Origin of the sequence: Sorangium sp. So ce448, from assembly GCF_051520915.1 — a bacterium.
In the GTDB taxonomy this organism is placed as follows: domain Bacteria; phylum Myxococcota_A; class Polyangia; order Polyangiales; family Polyangiaceae; genus Sorangium; species Sorangium cellulosum_B.
On the sequence record NZ_CP150343.1, the window covers coordinates 3,679,285 to 3,699,667 of the forward strand.

Annotated in this window: 16 protein-coding genes; 12 read left to right on the forward strand and 4 right to left on the reverse strand. The window is 71.9% G+C overall.

Features of this window, described 5'->3' with window-relative positions; translation table 11 throughout:
• Window positions 1-49 precede the first annotated feature (49 nt).
• Entirely contained in the window at window positions 50-673 is a 624-nt protein-coding gene (locus tag WMF45_RS14185; RefSeq protein WP_437717425.1) for a hypothetical protein, read from the forward strand.
• Window positions 674-902: 229 nt separating this feature from the next.
• Window positions 903-2,381, forward strand: coding sequence for a WYL domain-containing protein (locus tag WMF45_RS14190; RefSeq protein ID WP_437717426.1), 1,479 nt, complete (start codon window positions 903-905; stop codon window positions 2,379-2,381).
• A 54-nt stretch (window positions 2,382-2,435) separates the two neighbouring features.
• On the opposite strand, the gene WMF45_RS14195 is transcribed toward WMF45_RS14190, so the two are convergent.
• Together WMF45_RS14195 and WMF45_RS14200 are read right to left on the reverse strand one after the other, a co-directional pair.
• Window positions 2,436-3,821, reverse strand: coding sequence for a KamA family radical SAM protein (locus tag WMF45_RS14195; protein WP_437717427.1), 1,386 nt, complete (start codon window positions 3,819-3,821; stop codon window positions 2,436-2,438).
• A 251-nt stretch (window positions 3,822-4,072) separates the two neighbouring features.
• A complete protein-coding gene (locus tag WMF45_RS14200) occupies window positions 4,073-4,777 on the reverse strand; it encodes a transglycosylase SLT domain-containing protein (protein ID WP_437717428.1) in 705 nt (234 codons plus the stop codon).
• 213 nt (window positions 4,778-4,990) lie between these two features.
• Between WMF45_RS14200 and WMF45_RS14205 the strand changes: the two genes are divergently transcribed.
• Complete coding sequence (locus WMF45_RS14205; protein WP_437717429.1) at window positions 4,991-5,476, forward strand: hypothetical protein; 486 nt, start codon at window positions 4,991-4,993, stop codon at window positions 5,474-5,476.
• 83 nt (window positions 5,477-5,559) lie between these two features.
• Here the strand turns inward: WMF45_RS14205 and WMF45_RS14210 are convergent, their stop codons facing one another.
• A complete protein-coding gene (locus tag WMF45_RS14210; RefSeq protein ID WP_437717430.1) occupies window positions 5,560-6,573 on the reverse strand; it encodes a CPBP family glutamic-type intramembrane protease in 1,014 nt (337 codons plus the stop codon).
• A 207-nt stretch (window positions 6,574-6,780) separates the two neighbouring features.
• Here WMF45_RS14210 and WMF45_RS14215 point away from each other — a divergent pair, with 207 nt between their 5' ends.
• The 3 genes from WMF45_RS14215 to WMF45_RS14225 all read left to right on the forward strand — a co-directional run bounded on the left by WMF45_RS14215 (window position 6,781) and on the right by WMF45_RS14225 (window position 10,050).
• The gene (locus WMF45_RS14215) at window positions 6,781-7,149 is read left to right on the forward strand and encodes a hypothetical protein (protein ID WP_012235084.1); all 369 of its coding nucleotides are present in this window, start codon (window positions 6,781-6,783) and stop codon (window positions 7,147-7,149) included.
• Between the two features lie 229 nt (window positions 7,150-7,378).
• A complete protein-coding gene (gene speA / locus WMF45_RS14220) occupies window positions 7,379-9,322 on the forward strand; it encodes a biosynthetic arginine decarboxylase (protein ID WP_437717431.1) in 1,944 nt (647 codons plus the stop codon).
• Window positions 9,322-10,050, forward strand: coding sequence for a heme exporter protein CcmB (locus WMF45_RS14225; protein WP_437717432.1), 729 nt, complete (start codon window positions 9,322-9,324; stop codon window positions 10,048-10,050). The genes speA and WMF45_RS14225 overlap by 1 nt, the downstream gene beginning before the upstream one ends.
• A 38-nt stretch (window positions 10,051-10,088) precedes the next feature.
• Here WMF45_RS14225 and WMF45_RS14230 read toward each other — a convergent pair whose 3' ends face one another.
• Window positions 10,089-11,363 carry a (2Fe-2S)-binding protein gene (locus WMF45_RS14230; protein ID WP_437717433.1) on the reverse strand — a complete coding sequence of 425 codons (1,275 nt, stop codon included), beginning with the start codon at window positions 11,361-11,363 and terminating at the stop codon, window positions 10,089-10,091.
• A 296-nt stretch (window positions 11,364-11,659) separates the two neighbouring features.
• Between WMF45_RS14230 and WMF45_RS14235 the strand changes: the two genes are divergently transcribed.
• From WMF45_RS14235 to WMF45_RS14260, 6 genes are all read left to right on the forward strand, one after another.
• Window positions 11,660-12,277, forward strand: coding sequence for a hypothetical protein (locus WMF45_RS14235; RefSeq protein WP_437717434.1), 618 nt, complete (start codon window positions 11,660-11,662; stop codon window positions 12,275-12,277).
• Entirely contained in the window at window positions 12,261-12,923 is a 663-nt protein-coding gene (gene nadD / locus WMF45_RS14240; protein WP_437717435.1) for a nicotinate (nicotinamide) nucleotide adenylyltransferase, read from the forward strand. Before WMF45_RS14235 ends, nadD begins: the two co-directional genes overlap by 17 nt.
• Window positions 12,920-13,798, forward strand: coding sequence for a DUF2520 domain-containing protein (locus WMF45_RS14245; protein ID WP_437717436.1), 879 nt, complete (start codon window positions 12,920-12,922; stop codon window positions 13,796-13,798). Before nadD ends, WMF45_RS14245 begins: the two co-directional genes overlap by 4 nt.
• A 96-nt stretch (window positions 13,799-13,894) precedes the next feature.
• Window positions 13,895-17,620 carry a sigma 54-interacting transcriptional regulator gene (locus tag WMF45_RS14250; RefSeq protein WP_437717437.1) on the forward strand — a complete coding sequence of 1,242 codons (3,726 nt, stop codon included), beginning with the start codon at window positions 13,895-13,897 and terminating at the stop codon, window positions 17,618-17,620.
• Between the two features lie 4 nt (window positions 17,621-17,624).
• Window positions 17,625-17,999: a hypothetical protein gene (locus tag WMF45_RS14255; RefSeq protein ID WP_437717438.1), complete on the forward strand. Its 375-nt coding sequence runs from the start codon at window positions 17,625-17,627 to the stop codon at window positions 17,997-17,999.
• A gap of 107 nt (window positions 18,000-18,106) precedes the next feature.
• Window positions 18,107-20,323: an ATP-binding protein gene (locus WMF45_RS14260; protein ID WP_437717439.1), complete on the forward strand. Its 2,217-nt coding sequence runs from the start codon at window positions 18,107-18,109 to the stop codon at window positions 20,321-20,323.
• The last annotated feature ends 60 nt before the right edge of the window (window positions 20,324-20,383 follow it).

Here is a 20,383-nt window from a genome sequence, read left to right on the forward strand (position 1 = left end):
GGCCTCGCGCTCGTCATGAGCGCTTCCGTTCATCACCCAAGGAGACTGCATGAGGAGAACGATCACGCCGCTCGCGCTGTTGCTCGCGAGCCTGTCTTTCGCCACGCTCGGTTGCGATAGCAAGGGGAGCGACGCGACGGCCCCCGGAGCGGTGGCCGAGGGCAAGCCGACCGAGAGCGCCGCCCCTGCGGCGACGACGGCCGCGCCGGCGGCGACGGCGGCCGTGCCGGCCGCGGCGACCGCCGAGCCGACGGCCGCTCCGGCGGAGACGGCAGCGGCGACCGCCGAGCCGGCGGAGACGGCCGCGCCGAAGGCGACGGCCGCTGCGTCTGCCGCCGCGGCCGCGGGGCCAGCGTCGACCGGCGCTGCGCAGGCGGGCGAGAAGAAGTTCGAGTGCGGGGCGAAGGGCCAGAAGCTCTGTCCGATGCAGGCCTGGATGAAGAGCACGATGGCCTCCGCGACCTCGAGCGGCGACGCCGCGAAGATCGCGACGGCGCTGCAGTACGTGGCCAGCAAGCCGCCGCCCGGCATGGGCAGCTGGGTGGCGATCACGAAGGCCGGCATCGCGAAGGCGAAGGCCGGCGACGTCGATGGCGCGAAGGCGAGCTGCAAGCAGTGCCACGACCTCTACAAGGAGCAGTACAAGAAGACGATGCGCGATCGTCCCTGGTGAGCCGCCCGCCGGCGGCGAGGCGTATCCGCTCCGGCCCGCGCCGCTCGCCGCTGCGTCCCCGCGGCTCGCTGCGGCGAAATTCCCGTAACCGAACGACATTTTCGCGGGCTCACGGCGCCGTGGCGAGCGCTGAGCGCCGCGAGCGGCGAGCGTCGCCGCCGCGCGCCCGGTCGGTGATCGCTGCTCGGTCGGCAGGGCGCGGGACAAACATCTTGGACGGGATGGGGTGATGCGATACAGCGCTGAGCTGATGGCGCGCGCTGTTCGCACAGGCCCTGGGGGTGCCCATGCGCCTGCCACCTCGTCGTCCACCCGCGCGCGAGGGGCCGGCAAATCGAGCGGGGCAGCGGCTGGTTCGCGCCCGCGCGTCGGCCAGACCGCCGACCCGTTCTCGAGCGGCGCGACGCCGCCCTCGAAGCCGCGCGCGGGCGCGGCGCCGCGGCTCACGGGGGACGCGGCCCTCGACGTCAGGTCGAGCACGGCGGCCCCGAGCGTGCGCCCTCCAGCGGCCCAGTCCGCGCCGAGCGTGCGCCCTCCAGCGGCCCAGTCCGCGCCGAGCGTGCGCCCTCCAGCGGCCCTGCCGCGGGCGGACGCGGGTGCTCCTGCGGCCGCCTCGAAGAGGCCTCCTCCGCCGGACGACGACGACGACGACGATGACGACGCGCCGGGCGGCGCGCAGCGCGGCCGGCCGCGCGGCCCGTTCACCCAGCACCGGCGGCTCGACTCGCTGCGCAGCCTGCTGCAGAAGCACCCTGCTGGCCTGACGATCTACGATCTCGCGCGCGAGCTCAACGTCACGCCGCGCTCGCTCCGGCGCTACCTTGTCGAGGTCAAGCGCGAGCTCGATCTCGTGTCGGTCGCCACGCGCCCCGGGGGCCCTCGCCTCTGGCGTCTATCTCCGAGCGAGGCGCCCCGGCGCGTCGAGGTGCGGCGGACGCAGGCGTACGCCCTGCTCGCCGCCCGCCGGCTGTTCGAGCCGATGCGCGGCTCGACCCTGTTCGAGGAGATCGACCTCGCCGCGCAGCGCCTCCTCGGCGTCGCGCGCAGGCCCGGGCGAGGGCCGAACGCCGGCGTGGCCGACGCGCGGCTGGAGGAGCGCTTCCTCTATCTCCCGTTCGCCCCGAAGGACTACGCCGCGCGCACCGAGGAGCTCGACGACCTGTTCCAGTCCGTCGCCGATCTGCGCCCCCTGCGGTGCCGCTACCGCCGCTCGCGGGACGGGCGTGAGGAGCGGGTGCTCATCCACCCCTACGCGCTCGTCCTCTACAAGGACGCGATCTACTGCGTGGGCCTCCACGTGGGGCGCGGCGAGGTGCGCACGTTCCTGCTCGATCGCATGCGCGACACGGAGTGCGCGGTCACCGAGCGGTTCGAGCTGCCCCCGGATTTCTCCATCGACGACTACTTCCAGGGCCAGTTCGGCATCTGGCGCGGGGGCGAGCCCCGGCGCGTCGTGATCGACTTCGACGAGCGCGTCACCGAGTTCGTGCGGACGCGCAAGGTGCATCCGTCTCAGGAGATCACGCCGCTGTCCGGCGGCGGCGTGCGGCTCACGATGCTCATCGGCGACATGACGGAGCTCGCGACGTGGGTCCTCGGCTTCGGCGAGACCGCGCGCGTCGTCGAGCCGGCCGACCTCGTGGACCGCGTGAAGCGCGAGCTCGCCGGCGCGCTCGCTCGCTACGAGGAGCCGCCGGCCGAGGCCTAGCTCCGCGGTCCAGCGATCCCGGGTGGGATCCCTGAGCCACGGAGCTGGCCCGCCTCAGCGCGAGGCCTGGAGCGCCTCGTCGATCATCCTCTGGTGCTCCGCCGGGTCCGCCCAGCGGGCGCGCCCCTCGGGCGGGAGCTGATCGATCGGATCGAAGTACGTGTACCGCTGCCCCGGCTTGACGCTCGGCGCCTCGAACACCGAGATCCCGGTCGTGCGGTCGTAGTGCTCGAACGAGTGCGCGTCGCGCTTGCCCCCGCCGCCGGGCGCGTCGACGACGAACGTCGGCGTGTTGAACCCGGCGGTCGAGCCGCGCACGTACTTCTCGATCGTGAGCCCGGTCGCCAGCGTGGTCCGGAGGTCCTCCACGCCGCGGACGAGGTCGTGGATGTAGACGTAATAGGGGTGCACGTGCACGTGCCCCAGGCGCTTCACGAGCAGCTTCATCGTCTCGGGCGTATCGTTCACCCCGCGCTGCAGCACGGACTGGTTCCTGACCGTGATCCCCCGCTCGAAGAGCTTGTTCATCGCGTCGCGGGTGACGCCCGTGATCTCGTTCGGGTGGTTGAAGTGCGTGTGGATCACGACCTCCTTGTGCAGCTTCCGGCCGAGCTCGACCGTGCGCGTGACCGCGTCGATCCACTCGTCGTCGGTCAGGATCTTCTGCGGCATCACGGCCGGGCCCTTCGTGGCGAGGCGGATGCGCTGGATGTTCGGCATCCTGAGGAGCGTCTCGCCGATCGCGCCGAGCTGCTCCGGCCGCAGGTTGTACGCGTCGCCGCCGGAGACGACGATGTCCTCCAGCTCGGGGCGCGACGCGATGTACGCGTACGCTCGCTTCCAGCGCTCCTCGTCGACCTTGAAGTGGGTCTTCTCGACCTCCTCCGTGTCGATCCCCACCGCGTAGCTGCGCGTACAGAAGCGGCAGTACACGGGGCACGTGTCGAGCGGCAGGAAGAGCGCCTTGTCGGCGTACCGGTGCGTCAGCCCGGGGACGGGCGCGTCCGCGCGCTCGTGCAGCGAGTCGAGCCCGAGCTTCGGGTGATCCGGCAGGAAGCGCGAGGCCAGCGGGATGAACTGCGTACGGAGCGGATCGCCGTACGGATCGTTCCAGTCGATCAGAGAGAGCATGTACGGCGAGACCCGGACGCTCATCGGCGCGCGCGCGAAGCCCTCGGTCGCGTCCCGGATGAAGTCGTCCGACACCATCCCGCGCAGCGTGTCGAGCAGCTTGTCGGGGCGGGTGATCGACTTCTTCGCCTGCCACCGGTGGTCCATGAACTGCTCGTCGGTCACGTCGGCGTAGGCCGGGATCCTCCGGAAATCGGGCAGCTCGAGCAGGTTCGCGTGGTGGAGGGACGCCGGGTCCACCGGCGGCTTGAGGGGCGCGATGTCGTGGCTTCGCTTGCTGAGTTCGATGAGGCTCGAGGTGGTCGTCATGTCGTGGACCCTTGCTCGCGCGGAGCAAAGAGAGCGTCGAGGGATGGCCGCGTGCCTGCGCCTGCGCGTCTCGGGGCCTGCCCGGGAGAGGCTGCGGCAGCGGTTCCTGGGAGCGTAGCATCGCGGTACCCCGTCGGGGGCGATGTGCGCCGCTTGTCGCCGCGCGGCGCCTCTGGCGGGCGGGCGGGGGGTTGGCGAGCGCGCTCGCTGTTCGCGGGCGCGCGGGCGCGATTGGCGGGCGCGCGAGCCGGTCAGGGTTCGATCGATGCGACCGTGGTGTCCCGGGTGGTGCGGTAGCGCGCGTAGTAGGTCCGGACGCGCGTCACGTAGGCCTGGGTCTCTTCGTACGGCGGGATGCCGCCGTGCCTCATGACCGCCCCTTCACCGGCGTTGTAGCCGGCGATGGTGAGATCGAGATCTCCGTTGAAGAGGTTGGCCAGGATGCGCAGGTACCGCGTTCCACCGAAGATGTTCTCGCGCGCGTCGAACGCGTCGCGCACCTGCATGCGGAGCGCGGTCTCTGGCATCAGCTGCATCAGCCCCTGCGCGCCGACGGGCGAGACGGCCCGTGGATCGTAGTCGCTCTCGCACTTGATCACCGCGCGGACGAGCTCCTCGGGGATCTGATAGAGCGCGGCGGCCTGCCGGATCCACGCGTCGTAGCGGCTGAAGCGCTCGAGCGATTTGTCGCTCGGCGCGACGGGCGTCACCCCTGTGCGCGTCGTCGAAGAGCGGCGCCCGTCGCCCTTGATGTACAGCTTGAACCGCGCGTCGCCGGTGGGGCGGTTCGCGAAGTGCACCGTTCCATCCGCGTCGGTGTACGTGAAGATGTCGGCGAGCGCGCTGCCCGGGTGCAGCGCGAGGACGGCGAGACCGAGCGCGGCGGCGAGGGCGCGCAGGGGCACGCGAAGGGAAGGCCCGGAGGTCGACGGGGCAGGCATCTCTCGGTTCAGCATAGGTTGCGATCGTCCGCTCGCGCAAACCGCACCGTATCGGCGGAAATCGTGCCGGTGGAATCGGAGGAAGCTGAAGCTGGATTGGAGAGCAACGCTCCGGGCACGCGCCGTCATCCCGAGGACGCCGTCGTGAGGCGATCCGGCGCGCCGCTCCCCCGTCGTGGAAGCTCGGTCTGGTGAGCACGTCCCGGGCGCTGTAGTAAGGCGGGCGCCATGGAGATCGGCTGGCGGCATGTGCTCGCGGGGGTTGCGGCCCTCTTCATCCTGTTCCTCATCGTCAAGATGCGCCCTGCCCGGCGGCGTCGGGACGCGCTGAGCGCCGAGGTGCAGGCCGCGCGGGAGCGCGCGCGGCGCGCCGCGACCCCGCGCGAGCGGGCCGAGGCCCTGTGCGACGCTGGCGTTCAAGCGATGCACGGCGGCCGCCGCGTCACGGCGGCCGTGGGGTTCTTCGTGCGCGCGATGCGCGCCGATCCGACCTCGGCTCGGGTCATCGAGCTAGCGAGCGGCGCGCTGGCCAGGCGCAAGCCCCGGCTCCTCGAGAAGATCCTCTGGCGGAGGCTCGCGGTGCTCCCCTGGGACGGCGAGCACCGCGACGCTGTGCGCGCGGCCGCCGGCGGCCTGGAGGCGCTCTACCGGCGCGGGATCCGTGACCGCAGCCGGGCAGAGATCATGCGCAAGCTGACCCGGACGCTCGGCTGAGCCAAGGCGTGAGGGGGCGTCATCGGGCGCGCCGCCGGCCGGCCGCGAAGACGTGCGAAGACGTCAGACGACGTCAGACGACGTCACGTCCCCCAGAACGATCGCGGCAGCGCGCCGCGGTTCGACAGCGCGACGAGGTCCATGAGCAGCGCGATCGTGACGTGGACCAGGAAGCCCGAGTAGATGCTCTTCGTGCGCATCGCAAGCGAGCCGAGCGCGATCCCGGCGACCACGGCGCCGGCGGCCTCCAGGTACGGCTTGCCGAAGTGGATCATGCAGTAGGGCACGATCATCGCGAAGATCGCGCCGGAGCCCAGCGTGTGCCGCAGGCCGGCGAGCCAGAAGCCGCGGAAGAAGATCTCCAGCGCGAAGAACTGGGCGAAATACATCGTCTCCCAGGCGATGAGGTCGAACCAGGAGCGGGAGGACTGCTTGTAGAACGGGTAATAGGTCCCGAAGTCGGGCGCGCTCGCGACGACGAACACCGCCGGGACGACGACGGCGAGGCAGAGCAGGTAGATCCACGCGTGCTTCGCGAGCCCCCGGACGCGCAGCCCCATGTCGAGCAGGCTGTCCTTCGGGAAGCAGGCCTTCCACGCGACCATCGGGATGGCGACGTAGCCGAAGACGCGGGTGAACGACCACCAGACGTAGCCGTAGAGCTCGTCGTAGCGGCGGATCGAGATGGGCAGCAGCGTCCCGGCCGGCGAGAGCGTCTGGGCGAGCTCGAGCTCGCGCAGCCACGGCCGGATGTGCTCGTCGTAGACGGCGCGGCCGCCGTAGTACTGCTGCAGCATGAGCACGACCGCGGTGATGGTGAACAGGACCGCGGGGCGGCGGTCGTAGCCGCCGGCGGCGAGGGTGCGCCGCTGGTGCTCGTGGGCCTCGACGTCGAGCTCCCGCCAGGTGCGCCGGAAGAAGAGCCAGAGGACGGGCGCGAGCGCGATGAACGCGACGACCGGGAACAGGGCCTTGAGGACGGTGCTCCCCAGGGCCGACGAGGGTGCGGCGAGGGGCGAGCTGACGTCCGAGAGGGGCGGCTTCAACGGTCGGAGCCGGTCGACGTGCGCCACGAGCCAGCTCCCCAGGTTGAGCATCGGCGCGCCGTGTACCACGATCCGCGGCCCAGCACAGCGGCGACACTCGGGCGACGCGGGATCTCGACCGCCGCCGGCGCCGCCCCTCCGCAGCGCGGCCTTGCGGCGCCCCGCCCTGCTCTGCTAGATCGCGCCCCTCTTCAAAGCCGCGCGAGTCATCTCGCGCATGTCCGGCGCAGGCCTCGCCTGCCCGTGGGAGTCTCAGCAATGGCCAGCAAAAATCCGCTTGCGATCGTGAAGGAGCGCTTCGGCGACAAGGCGAAGCTCGTCGAGGCCGTGAAAGGGTTCGCGACCGAGGACCTCTGGCTCGGGCGCGTCAGCTCCGATCGGGGCGGCACGAAGGGCCTGGATCACGTCTCGAACGCCAAGCTCCTCCGCCTCCACGCGACGTTCAGCGTTGTAAAGGAGAAGTTCGGGACGCGGGCGAAGCTCATCGACGAGACGTTGACCGTCCTGAACCGGTCGAAGGACCAGGGGTACAGGAAGCGCCTCGAGGCGTACCCCGTCCCGCGCCTCTACGATCTCTACCAGTCGGCCTCGAAGCGGGCGAAGGCGGCCTCGAAGGCCCAGGCCTGAGCGCGCGCTGCTCGGAGCCCCCCTCCCGCCGGTTGTGACCGGGCTGCCTGCCCTTGAAGGTCAGGCGTTCCTATCGTAATGAGCCGCGTCGCCAGCGCGCGGCGTCCCGCCGTCCTGCGTCGGACCGACGATCTGACGTCCCCCTGATGAGCCAGAAGCCCCCTCGTGGGGGCACTCCCAGAGAAGGTGTGGGTGCCGCCGGCCGCGGCCCCCGCCAAGGAGAACGACCGTGAGCAGCGCGCACGAGACCGAGACCGACGTCTGGACGACCGAAGACGCCAAGTCGCTCTACATGATCGACCGCTGGGGTCGTGGCTACTTCGACGTGAGCCCGGACGGCAACCTCACGGTCGCGCCGCTCCAGGAGCGCGGCAGCAAGATCGCGATCCGCGACGTCGTCGACGCGGCGCTCGAGCAAGGGCTCCGCACGCCGCTGCTCATCCGCTTCCAGGATCTCCTCCATCACCGGGTGCGGGCGCTCAACGAGGCCTTCAACAGGGCGATCGCCGAGAGCAAGTTCCGCGGGACCTACCGCGGCGTGTTCCCGATCAAGGTGAACCAGCTCCGGGAGGTCGTGGAGGAGATCCTCGACGCGGGAAAGACCTACCACTACGGCGTCGAGGTCGGCTCCAAGCCCGAGGTGTTCGCCGGCCTGTCGGTCCATACCGACCCCGAGTCGCTGATCGTCTGCAACGGCTACAAGGACGACAACTTCATCCGGACGGCGCTGATCGGGCGCAAGCTCGGCAAGAAGGTGATCCTCATCGCGGAGAAGCTCTCCGAGGTGCGGATGATCACCCGCGTCGCCAAGGAGATGAACGTCGAGCCGATGATCGGGCTCCGGGTGCGGCTGCTCACCGAGGGCGCGGGCAAGTGGAAGACGTCGGGCGGAGAGAACGCGAAGTTCGGGCTCTCCACCGCCGAGATCCTCGCGGCGATCAGGATCATGGACGAGGCGGGCATGAGCTCCTCGTTCAAGCTCCTCCACTTCCATATCGGCTCGCAGGTGCCGGACATCCTGATCATCAAGCGCGCCGTGCGCGAGGCGACGCGCTACTACGCGAAGCTCCGCAAGATGGGGCAGCGCATCGAGTACATCGACGTCGGCGGCGGGCTCGCCATCGATTACGACGGCTCGCGCTCGACCTTCCACTCCTCGATGAACTACTCGGTCGAGGAGTACGCGCGCGACATCGTGCACAACATCGCCGACATCTGCGACGAGGAGCGGGTGCCTCACCCCAACATCGTCTCGGAGTCCGGGCGAGCGATCGTCGCGCACCACTCGGTGCTGGTCGTCCAGGCGTTCGGCTCGATCGAGAAGACGCCGATGTCGCCGATCGACATCCAGACCGAGGAGCACAAGCTCATCCAGAACCTCCTCTACATCAAGGACAACATCTCCGGGCCGAACCTCGGCGAGTCGTGGCACGACCTCCTCCAGATCAAGGAGGAGGCGCAGAAGATGTTCGAGCTCGGCCTCCTCAACCTCGACGTGAAGGCCCGGGTCGAGATCCTCTTCTGGGAGATCGCCGAGGCCATGCAGAAGATCGCGTCGTCGCTCGAGCCGGAGGAGGTGCCGGACGATCTCGGCGAGCTCCGCAAGCAGCTCGCCGACCAGTACATCTGCAACTTCTCGGTGTTCCAGTCGCTGCTCGATCACTGGGCGCTCGGCGCGCTCTTCCCGATCGTGCCGATCCACCGGCTGAACGAGCGCCCCGCGGCCGACAGCACGCTCGTCGACATCACCTGCGACTCCGACGGCAAGGTGAGCAAGTTCATCGATCTCAACGACGTGAAGGACACGCTCCCGCTGCACCCGATCTCGGGCGATCAGCCGTACTACGTCGGCATCTTCTTGACCGGCGCGTACCAGGACATCATGGGCGACATCCACAACCTCTTCGGCCGGGTCAACGAGGTGCACGTCTTCCTCGATGAGGACGAGGAGAGCGGGTACTACATTGAGGAGACGATCGCCGGGAACAAGATCCACGAGGTGCTGGCGCTGACCCAGTACGACAACCGCGATCTCGTGGGGAAGGTGAAGGCCCAGGTGGACGGCGCGATCAAGCAGGACCTGCTCAAGCCGACCGAGGGCATGCGCCTCCTCGCCGACTACGAGCGGGGGCTCAAGGACCAGACGTACCTGAGCCTCACCTCCGCGACGTGATGTCGGAGAGCACGGCGCCCGCGGTCCGCGCGTCGCTCCCCCGGCGCCGGCCCGGGTGGGCGCGCCAGGCGGCGCTCGTCGCGAGGAAGGACCTCGCGATCGAGCTCGCCACGGGCGAGATCGTCACCACGAGCGGGTTCTTCGCGGTGCTCGTCGCCGTGATCGCGTCGCTCGCGTTCTACGCGGGCCAGGACGCGGCCGAGCGGGTCGCGCCCGGGGTCATCTGGGTGAGCGTGGCGTTCGCCTCGGTGCTCGCGCTGAGCCGCACGTGGCAGCGGGAGCGCGAGGACGGCGCGCTCTCGGGCCTGCTCGTGCTGCCCATCGCGAGGAGCGCGCTCTTCGCCGGCAAGGCGCTCGGGCTCTGCGCGTTCGTGATCGCGGTCGAGGTGATCATCATCCCGGTCGCGGCGCTCCTCTTCGCGGTGGATCTCGTGAAGACGGGCCCGGGGCTCGCGCTCTTCTGCCTCGCGGCGACGCCGGGCATCGCCGCGAGCGGCACCCTCTTCGGGGCCATGACCGTGCGCACCCGCGCCCGCGACCTCGTGCTCGCGAGCGTGCTCTTCCCTCTGCTCGCGCCCACCTTGCTCGCCGCGGTCGCGGGGACGCGGGAGCTCTTCGGCGGCGCGTCGATCGGCGAGCTCACCGACTACGTGGCGCTCATGGGCGTGTTCGACGTCGTGTTCCTCGCGGGCGGGCTCGGCCTCTTCGATCTGATCATCGAGGGCTGAGCCGCCGCGGATCGATCTCGACGTGCGCGCCCGCTGGCTCACGCGGGCGCGCCGCGCGCCGCGAGCACGTCGTCGGCGAGGATCGTCGCGGCCCGCTCGATGCCAGCGAGATCGAGCGAGGCGCCTGTGCACTCGCCGATCGCCCACACGCCGTCGCCGGCCTTGCCGCGCGCGTCCACCTGCACAGCGTACCCCGCGCGCGGGTCGATCTCGACGCGCGCGCCCGCCTGAGCGGCGACCTCGAACGCGGGCGCGGCCGGCGCGTCCACCGCGACGGCCACGACCCGGACGTCGCCCGTCGGGCTGGCGGGGGTGAACGGCGCGTCGCGCACCGTCACGCTCTTCACCTGCGAGATCCCGTTCACCGCGGCGAGCGCGGCGAGCGGGATCCGGACCGCGATGCGGTCGCCGAGGGCGCTCGCGAGCTCGTCGGCCCAGAGGCCCTCGCCCGCGAGCGCGACGGGGCCGGTCGGCTCGACGCCGCACGCGAGGAGCCGGCAGAGCGCGCGCGCCGAGAAGACCCCGGGCAGATCGTTGTTCGGGAACGCGGCGACGCCGTCGTGCGCCCCGGTGGCGAAGACCTTGGCGGGCGCCCTGATCACGGTCGCGCCCGCGTCGCCGGCGACCAGGAGCTCGCCGAGGTAAACGCCGGCGGCCACGTGACGGCGGAGCACGCGGACGCCGTCGAGCGGGTATCGCGCGAGGAGCTCCGCCGCGCGGCGCGGCGCGCCGGCGAGCGACCCGCCGGGGGCGAGCCCGTCGTCGACCAGCGCCACGCGGACGCCGCGCGCCGAGAGCGCCGACGCGGCCGCCACGCCTGCGGGCCCGGCGCCGATCACGGCCGCGTCCACGTCGAGCCGCGCGGCGCGCTCGGGGGGGAGCGCCGCGCTCGGCAGCTGCCCGAGCCCCGCCAGCTTGCGCGCGATCGACTGCATGATCCCGGACAGGCCGGGGACGCCCGCCATCAGGTGGTGGTGGTCGAACCCTTGCGGGAAGAACCAGTCGGTCACCTGGAGCAGGTCCGCCTGCCGCGAGCCCACGACGTTCTGCACCTCGATGCGCTCTCCACCGGCCGCCGGCCGCAGGCAGGTCATCACGTTGGGCACGCCATCGACCCGCGCGAGGCAGCCGTCGCAGCCTCCGCGCAGGCAGGTCGGCGCCCTGGGACGGTGCAGCTTCGGGCTCCGCGCGAGCGTCACGCGCCCGGAGGCGATCAGCGCCACGGCCAGGGGCTCTCCCCGCTCCGCCGGGACGTCCGCCCCGTCGAGGGTGATGGTGACCGGATGCTGGAGCGCGCGAGCTCGCCGAAACATGGGCGGACGCTAGCAGACGCGCGCCGCGCCGGCAGAGGAGGGCGCCGGAGCAAGCGGGAGGAGAGAGACGGAGAGAGGCCGGAGCAGGGAAAGACAGACGATCGCCGGCGGCATGAGCCCGGCGCGCGGAGGCGCACAATCACGGGAGGTGCGGGAGGCACGGGAGGCACGGGAGGCGCGGGAATCATGGGAGGCAAGGGGAGGCAATGGGAGGCAGCCGAGGCGCGGGTAGCGCGCAGAGCGGGCGGAGTGGAGAAGGTGTCCTCACCTTCGCGCGGTGATCTATGCTGTCCTCGATGCGCCTCGGCGTCCTCGGCCCTGCTCAGGGTGATCTGCCCGCGCTCGCTCGCGGCGCGCAGCACCTGCTCGACGAAGGCCACGCCGAGCGGGTCATCTACGTCGCCGAGGATGACGCGCTCGACCGGGTCGTCGTGGGCTGGGCGCAGCGCCTGGTCGGCGCGGACCCCACCGAGGGCGCGCTGTTCGATCGAGCCGCTCGGTGCGCGGCCGCGACCCCGGACCAGATCGACGCCTTCGTGGCGTCCGAGCGCGCTCGGATGCGCCTCCGGGTGCTGATGAGCCTGCCGTCGGGCCGGCGCACCATCGAGATCCTGGACGGGCGCGTCGCGCTCTTCGTGTTCGACAAGGCCGCGCTCGACGAGGAGGACATCGTGGCGGCGTCGCTCCTGGTCTTCGGCAAGAGCCCGGAGCCGCTCATCAAGAAGGTCGGCTCGCGGACGTTCTTCTCTCCGGGGCCGATCGGCTCCGACGGCGGCACGGCGCTCCTCGACGACGGGCAGGGCGGCGTGCGGATCGAGGTGATGAACGCGAGCGGCGCGGTGACGGCGCGCGAGCTCGTGGGCCCGTCCGCCGCCGGCCCCAGGCTGAGGGTTCAAGGTGGCTCGCACGGTTGATGCGCCCGCCCGCGCCCCGGCCGCGCGCGCGCCCGAGGCGCGCCGCGTCGCCATCTTCGGGGGCAGCTTCAACCCGCCCCACGTCGCGCATGTCCTCGCGGCCACCTACGCGATCTCCATCGCGCCGATCGACGAGGTGCTCGTCGTCCCTGTCTACCGCCACCCCTTCTCGAAGGAGCTCGTGCCGTTCGAGCATCGTCTGGCGATGTGCCACCTCGCGCTCGGGTGGCTCCCGGGCGTGTCGGTGTCACCCGTCGAGCGCGATCTCGGCGGCGAGAGCCTCACGCTGCGCACGCTGGAGCACCTCGCCGAGGCGCACCCGGACTGGGCGATGCGCCTGCTCGTGGGCGCCGACGTGCTCCCCGATCTACCGAGGTGGCATCGCTTCGACCGCATCGAGCAGCTCGCCCCGCCGATCGTCCTCGGCCGCTCCGGCGTCGTCGCGCCCGCCGCGGAGCGCCTCGATGCGGGGCAGGCCGATGCTCGTCCTCACCTGCGCCCCGCGGACGTGGAGCTCCCTCGGATCTCGAGCAGCGACATCCGCCGGGCGCTCGCGGCGGGCGATCATGAGGCCGTCCACCAGCGCGTGCCGCGCGCCGTGCTGGACTACGTGCTCGCGCACCGCCTTTACGGGAGCGACCCATGAGCGAGATGGACAGCACGCGCCCGTCGCCGGTGCACCCGGAGGACAACGCCCTCCTGGAGGTGTTCATCTACGGCGGCGGCAAGGTGGGCCGCGGGCTCGCGCGCGCGATCCGCGACGCGGGGCTACGGGTGACCCTCCGGCCGGCGCGGGACGGCCTGCCGTCGGAGCGCATCGAGGCGAACTTCGTGATCCTCGCCGTGCGCGATCGGGATATCGCGCCGTGCGCCGAGGCGCTGCGCGACCGCGGGCTCGTCGGCCACAGGGACGTCGCGGTGGTCCACTGCGCAGGCGCGCTCGGCCCGGAGGCGCTCGCGGCGGTGCGAGGCGGCCGCGTCTCGGTCGCCCAGATGCACCCGATGATCTCGTTCGCCTCGCCCTCGTTCGCGCCCTTCCTCGAGCGTGGCCAGCTCCACATCGACGGCGATCCGACCGCCGTGCGCGCCGCTCGCTCGCTCGGGGTGTGCCTCGGCATGACGCCGCGCACGTTCTCCGGTCTCGACCGCGTCGCCTACCACGCGGCGGCGGGCCTGGTCGCCAACGGCGCTGCCGCGCTCGCCGCCGCCGGCGTCGACCTGCTCGAGCGCGCGGGCATCGATCGGAGGACGGCGGCCGAGATGCTCGGCCCGCTGCTCCGCACGGTCGCGGACAACGTCGAGGTCCTCGGCGTGCCCGACGCGCTGACGGGGCCGGTGCGCCGCGGCGACGCGGCCGGCGTCGCGCGGCACCTCGAAGCGCTCTGTCGGCTCGCGCCGCACCTCGTACCGTTCTACGTCGCCGCCGCCGCGACGCAGCTCCCGCTGGCCCGCGTCCTGGGCGAAGCACCTGCGGATGCGTTCGACGCCATCCAGCGGGTCCTGGACGGAACACAGCAATAGAACTGTAATTTTCTTATGATGAGGTAAGCGCTTCATTATCTTCAACGGCGGGATCCATTGATGCGAGGTCCGGCGGAGAGGTACGCTTTTGTTGCCTTGGGATCCGTTGCCGCAGCCCGCGTTTCTTCTGTCATCACGAGCGACTCCGGGGGGTTCCGGGCGCTCGATGAGCGCGTCCGTGATGCCGCGTCGCGTGGGGTGCTCCACGTCCATGGACAGCGGCCGGTCCTGGACGCCGTTTGTTCCCACCTCGCGCGCCGCGCTCGAGGTGTTGGACGCTCGCTGATCTCGGCCGCGCACGCCGCGGATCGGGATCCCTGGCGCGATCTCGCGCTTCGCTGCGCTGTCACCTCCGCCGATCCGGCCGCGGCCGCGCAGGGCATCAGCGCCGCCGCGCAAGGCGCGATCCTGCTGGTCGCCGAGGGAGAGGCCACCAGCTGGGGGAGCCTGGTGCTGGATGAGGTCACGCGCCTCATCGCGGAGGGGTCGTGCTCCGCGCTGGTCATCGTGTGCAGCGACGGCGCGACGCGGCCCTGGACGAGCGCGCTCACGATCGACGGCATCGCGTCGCCGGACGATCTGCACCGCTTCTGGGACGCGTTCGCGGCGGACGCGGAGCGCCGGGTCGTCGCCAAGATCGAGCGGCTCGACGCGCTGGAGGGCTGGTGCTCCGCCGTGCTGGCCGCGCCGCCCGAGCAGCGCCCCGCGCGGCAGCCGCCCAGCCGCGAGGCCGCGCGCCTGCTCGATCGGCTCGCGCTGGGCCAGCGGCCCTGGCCGTTCGCGCAGCTCCGCCAGCTCGCGGCGCGGCGCGCGGAGCCCGGGCCGGGGGACGCGGCGTGCCAGGGGGTCGCCCAGGAGCTCGCCGCCCTCGGTCTGATCGAGGTCGACGATCGAGGGTGGGTCGCCGCGCGGCGCGCGGTCGTCGACCCGGCCAACGTCGACCGCGAGGATGTGTTCGCGATCGCGGCGGCGCTCGAGGAGCAGTCGTCCGACCCGTGGAGCCTCTCGCGCGCGAGCGAGCTCCTCGCCTCGCTGGGCCAGGACGACCGCGCCGAGGCCGCGGCGATGCTCGCGATCTCCTCGGTCGGCGAGCCGTCGGCGCGCGCCGATTTCTGGCAGCGCTGGGCCCGGACGATGCGGGCGCTCTCCGGCGGGAGCGCGGCGTCGGGCGAGCGGCTGCTCCGCGCGGCGGAGCTCGCGCTCCGGCTCGGCGACATCGAGTTCGCCATCGACTTCTCCTCCGCGGCCCAGCGCGAGCGGGAGACGTTCGCCGCGCTGCTCGTGCGCGGCCGCGCGACGAGCGCGCGCGGCGACCTCACGACCGCCGCGATGGTGCTCTCGCGGGCGCTCTCGCTCGCCGCCACGCCCGAGGAGCGGGTGCGCGGCGCCGTGGAGATGGCGGAGCTCTGCTGCAAGACGGGCGACCTCGCGGCGGCCAAGGCGCGCGCCGAGGAAGGGCTCGCCGGCGCGGGGGAGATCGCGACGCGCCTCCAGGCGCGCAACATCCTCGGCAAGCTGCTCCTCGCGCAGCAGGCCTGGGCCGAGGCGGAGCTGCACTTCGCGGCCGACGCGTGGGAGGCGGCGTGCGCGGGCGAGCACGTGAGCGAGCTGCGCGCCCGGCTGAACCGCGCCATCGCGCTGCTCTCCAGCGGGCGCCTCGACGAGGCGCGCACGATGCTGGCCGGCGTGCTCGAGGAGGGCGAGCGGCGCGGCGAGCGCGCGGCGACCGGCTATGCGCTCACGAACCTCGCGGTCATCGCCCACCTGAAGCACGAGTACCCGGAGGCCTTGCGCCTCTTCGAGCGCGCGATCGAGATCTTCCGGAGGATCGGCGACAAGGTCGCGCTCGTGAACCTCATCACGAACCTCGCCGAGATCCGGCTACAGCTCGGGCTGATCGAGGAGGCCGAGCAGGCGCTCGCGTTCGCGCGGAAGGCCTGCGGCCACGTCATCCCTGGCGTTCGGATCACGCACGTCGCCTACGTCGCGGCGCAGATCCACCTCGAGTGCCGCCGCACGGTGGACGCCTGGTCCGAGCTCACGGCCGCCTTCGCCTGCGGCGCCGGCTCGAAGCTCGGCGAGTGCTACGCGATCGCCGCGCGCATCGCGCTGCACGACGGCGACCTCCTGCAGGCCGGCCAGATGATCCAGCGGGCGCGCGCCGAGGCGACCTCCGACCGGCACCGCGCCGAGATCGCCCTCCTCGAGGCGATGTGCTCGCGCGCCGCCGGCGCGCCGTTCGGGCAGATCGCCGCGGAGGCGCTCGCGCTGTCGCGCCGGGCCCACAGCCACGAGTGCGCCCTGGAGGCGCACGTGCTCCTTCACCACGCGTCGTCCGCCGGGGACCGCGCGTCGCGCGCCCCCGAGGACGAGCCCATGGCGGCGCGCTCGCACCTGGAGGCGGCGATCGACCTCCGCGATCGCATCGCCGAGTCGCTCCCGCCCGAGATCTCGCGCAAGTTCCTCGCGCGCCGGAGCTTCGCCGAGCTCGCCCGGCTGGAGGCGTGCGCGCGCAGCGCCGCCGAGGCGGAGCCGAGGGGCTGCGAGCTCTGCGGCTCCAGCGCGTGCGCGGGGTGCGCCAGGGGGGCGGCTCGCGCCCCGCGGCCGGCGAGCGCGGGCCCCGCGATCAAGCGGATGGTCGGGACGACGCCGGCGCTGCTCAGCCTCATCCACCAGATCGAGAAGGTCGGCGCGAGCGACGCGACCGTGTTGATCCACGGCGAGAGCGGCACCGGGAAGGAGCTCGTCGCCGAGGCGATCCACGAGGTGAGCGCGCGGCGCGCGGGCCCGCTGATCAAGGTCAACTGCGCCGCCCTGGTCGAGACGCTGCTGCTCTCGGAGCTGTTCGGCCACGAGAAGGGGTCGTTCACCGGCGCGGCGTCGCGCCGCCGCGGGCGCTTCGAGCTCGCCGAGGGGGGGACGCTCTTCCTGGACGAGATCGGGGACATCTCGCCGCGCACGCAGGTCGCGCTGCTCCGCGTCCTGCAGGACAAGACCTTCGAGCGGGTCGGGGGTGTCACGCCGCTGCGCGCGAACGTACGGATCCTCTGCGCGACCCACCGCGACCTGCGTGCGATGGTTGCCCGGGGCGAGTTCCGGGAAGATCTCTATTACCGGCTCCGGCAGGTCGTCCTGGAGGTCCCCGCGCTGCGCCATCGGCCGCGGGATCTGCCCGCGATCGCGGCCGCGATCCTGGAGAGGATCGGCGGCGAGCGTGGCGTGGCGCCGAAGCGCCTGTCCAGCCGGGCCATCGAGGCGCTGTCGCGGCACTCCTGGCCGGGCAACGTGCGCGAGCTCGAGAACGCCCTGCGCGCCGCGGCGATCTTCGCGGACAGCGAGGTGATCGATCTCGAGGATTTCACGACGAACGTCGAAGGGCTGCGGGAGCTCGACGCCGCGGAGCTCGTGAGCGCTCCGATGACGCCGAGGGCTGGCATGCACCCTGCTTTAGAATCGTCGAGAGAATCGTCGAGAGAATCGTTGAAAGAATCGTTGAAAGAATCGTCGAGAGAGTCGTCCAGAGACGCGCCCAGAGAGCCGTCCAGCGGGCCACGCGCGTCGGCGCCCGATCAGGCGACGCTGGTCGCACATCCCCCGTCGATGCCTGTGGATCGCACGCCGCTGGAGCTCGCGTACGCTCATGTCCGGGGAGGGGTCAGCCTCAGCGACATGAAGCGCGAGATCGAGCGCGAGTGCGTTGCCAGGGCGCTCGACGAAAGTCGTGGGAACATCACACGCGCCGCCGTGCTCCTGGGCATGAAGCGCCCGCGGCTTTCCCAGCTTGTCAAACAGTATGGCTTTGGCGGGACTTCGGAGGATTGAAGTGATGCGAGGTTGCTGGAGGAGTTGGCTCTCGGGGGGCTTCGCGGCGCCTCTGCTGCTGGCGGGCTGCGCGATCGCGTCCCCAGAGCACGAGGAGCAGAGCGCCGAAGCGTGGAGCGATCTCGACCCGATGATCTCCGAAGAAGCGTCCGGATCGAGCGATGGCATCGACGGCGATGTCGTCGTACCCGTCACCGACTTCGTCACGCCTGCGTCGCTCCCGCCCCGCGACGTTGCGCCGCCGTCCAGCGGTGACGGCGCGCCCAGGACGATCGAGGTGCGATCGCAGGAGCGCTGCAACCCGGACCCGCTTCCCTGGAGCCCCAGCAGCGCGGACAGACACGACACCGCTCCCTCCGAGAGCGACGGGACGCGCTGAGCCGCGCGCCCGGGCGGCCTGAGCGCGTCCGCGCCCCGGCGCCGCCCGGCCCCGCTCCCCGGCGCGTTTTGCGGTCGCCGCGCGGCTCGCCGCGGTAGCCTTCGCGCGTGGCGCCGCTCGGGATCGATCTCCGCACACGGACGACCCTGGTCTGCGGGGCCCTCGCCCTCGCCATCGCGGCGTCGACGCTGCTGCGAGGTCGCGTCCGCCGCGTCCACCTCTTCTTCGCCGCGTTCGCCGCCGACGTCGGGCTCTGGTACCTCTCGCAGTCGCTCTTCGGCTTCTTCCAGGCCTCGATCTGGGAGCGCTTCACGGCGATCCTCGCCGTGCTGCTACCGCAGTTCGCGCTGCAGCTCTTCGAGGCGATGATCCCCCATGACCCGGATCGGCGCTCGCGGCTGCTCCGGTTCGCGGGGGTGCTCGTCATCCCGCTGTTCGTCCTCGTGCTGGTGAGCCGGGAGCCGGGCTCGTGGCTCGACTGGCTCACGCGCGGCTGCATTTTCCTCTACGTCTTCGCGCTGCTCACAGCGGGGCTGTACACGCTCGGCCAGCGCGGCAAGCAGAGCTCCTCGCGCGCGACGCAGCGCCGCGTGCGGTTCCTCGTGGTGATCGGCGCGCTCGCCGGGCTCGCCAGCGTCGCCGACTTCGCCTGGTTTCTCGGCGCGGAGCCGCCGCCCGTGGGCGCGGCGCTCTCGATCGTGTTCCTGTTCGTCCTCGCCCAGGCCCTCCGTCACGAGCGCCTGCTCGACGCCTACGAGATGCTCGCGCGCCTGCTCGTCGCCACGGCGGTCGCGTTCCTGATCGCGCTGATCTTCTATCTCCTGCTCACGTTCATCGGCGGCTTCAACACGATGTACCTGAACGCGGTGCTCGCCGCGATCGTCATCCTGGTGCTGTTCGACCCGCTGCGGGAGCGCGTCGAGGAGCAGCTCCAGCGCCTCTTCTTGCGGGAGCGGTTCGATCTCGACCGCTCGCTCGCGGAGGCCCGGCGGCGCCTCGTGCACACGCTCGAGGTGGACGAGATGGGCTCGATCGTGATGAGCGCGCTCGAGCAGTCGCGCCGGGTCACGGCGGCGGCGCTCTACCTGCGCGATCAGGACGGGACGGGCTTCGACCGGCTCGCCTCGCTCGGGCCGCGGGTCCCCGAGCGGATCGAGGTGGCGACCGCGAGGGCGCTGCTCGATCGCCTCGACCGCGGGCCGCTCGCGATGGAGGAGCTGGAGCGGGAGGCGCGCGAGCGGCGGGCGCGCCGCAGCCAGAGCGACGCGGACGACGACGGCAACTTCGCGCGGCGGACGGAGGTGCGGCCCCAGGTCCCCGAGGACGCGGTGCTCGCGGCGGCCGAGGTGCTCGGCAGCCTCTGCTCGGGCGTGGTGCTGTGCGCGCGCGACGAGCAGGGCGAGCCGATCGGGCTCCTGGTCGTGGCGGACACGCGCGTGCGCGACGCGTTCTCCCCCGAGGAGCTGACCCTGCTCGAGACGCTCGCCGCGCAGATCGGCGTCGTCCTGGAGAACTCGCGGCTCTACGCGCAGATGAAGGAGCGCGACCGGCTCGCGCTCCTCGGCCAGATGGCGGCCGGGCTCGCGCACGAGATCAGGAACCCGCTCGGCGCGATCAAGGGGGCGGCGCAGCTGCTCGCCGACCCCGTGCCGGAGGCGCAGATCGACGCGGCGTCGCGCGAGTTCCTCGGGATCATCCTCGAGGAGGTCGATCGGCTCGATCGCGTCGTGGGCTCGGTGCTCGATCTCGCGCGGCCGGCGCAGGGCTCGGTCGTCCCGACCGACGTGAACGCGATCGTGCGCCGCACCCTGCAGGTGCTCTCGATCGAGCGCAGGAACGACCAGCTCGAGGTCGAGGTCACGCTCGATCCCGATCTCCCCCGCGTCGCCATCGATCCAGAGCAGCTGCGGCAGGTGCTGATGAACCTGTTCCGCAACGCCGTTCAGGCCATGAAGGGCCGGGGTAAGGTGGTGATCTCGACGCGCGTCCGCTTCGGCCGAGGGACGCGGCCCGGCTCGGGCTCGGACGAGCCGTTCGTCGAGCTCAACGTCACCGACAACGGCCCCGGGATCTCCCAGAAGGTGCTCGCGAACATCTTCCTGCCGTTCTTCACGACGAAGGACAAGGGGACCGGGCTCGGCCTGTCCATCAGCCAGCGCATCGCGCAGAGCGCCGGCGGCCGCATCGAGGTCCGGTCGTACGAGGGGAAGGGGAGCACCTTCGCCGTGATCCTCCCCGCCGCCGTCGACAAGCTGAGCGCGCAGCAGCCGTCGCCCGCGGCGCTTTCGCCCGCCGAGCCGGCCCCTCAGGAGCGGCCCGGCTGAGGACGGTGACCCCGGAGGCGCCCGCGTCGTCTGGGCGCGTGCGCGCTCCGCGCGTCGCGT

What these genes read in the sequence shown, in the direction of transcription:
- WMF45_RS14195 (WP_437717427.1), bottom strand. Translation starts at nt 3,821, where the DNA reads ATGACGACCACCTCGAGCCTCATCGAACTCAGCAAGCGAAGCCACGAC.
- WMF45_RS14225 (WP_437717432.1), top strand. Translation starts at nt 9,322, where the DNA reads ATGTCGGAGAGCACGGCGCCCGCGGTCCGCGCGTCGCTCCCCCGGCGC.
- WMF45_RS14205 (WP_437717429.1), top strand. Translation starts at nt 4,991, where the DNA reads ATGGAGATCGGCTGGCGGCATGTGCTCGCGGGGGTTGCGGCCCTCTTC.
- WMF45_RS14215 (WP_012235084.1), top strand. Translation starts at nt 6,781, where the DNA reads ATGGCCAGCAAAAATCCGCTTGCGATCGTGAAGGAGCGCTTCGGCGAC.
- WMF45_RS14255 (WP_437717438.1), top strand. Translation starts at nt 17,625, where the DNA reads ATGCGAGGTTGCTGGAGGAGTTGGCTCTCGGGGGGCTTCGCGGCGCCT.
- WMF45_RS14235 (WP_437717434.1), top strand. Translation starts at nt 11,660, where the DNA reads ATGCGCCTCGGCGTCCTCGGCCCTGCTCAGGGTGATCTGCCCGCGCTC.
- WMF45_RS14230 (WP_437717433.1), bottom strand. Translation starts at nt 11,363, where the DNA reads ATGTTTCGGCGAGCTCGCGCGCTCCAGCATCCGGTCACCATCACCCTC.
- WMF45_RS14200 (WP_437717428.1), bottom strand. Translation starts at nt 4,777, where the DNA reads ATGCTGAACCGAGAGATGCCTGCCCCGTCGACCTCCGGGCCTTCCCTT.
- WMF45_RS14185 (WP_437717425.1), top strand. Translation starts at nt 50, where the DNA reads ATGAGGAGAACGATCACGCCGCTCGCGCTGTTGCTCGCGAGCCTGTCT.
- WMF45_RS14210 (WP_437717430.1), bottom strand. Translation starts at nt 6,573, where the DNA reads ATGCTCAACCTGGGGAGCTGGCTCGTGGCGCACGTCGACCGGCTCCGA.
- WMF45_RS14190 (WP_437717426.1), top strand. Translation starts at nt 903, where the DNA reads ATGCGATACAGCGCTGAGCTGATGGCGCGCGCTGTTCGCACAGGCCCT.
- WMF45_RS14245 (WP_437717436.1), top strand. Translation starts at nt 12,920, where the DNA reads ATGAGCGAGATGGACAGCACGCGCCCGTCGCCGGTGCACCCGGAGGAC.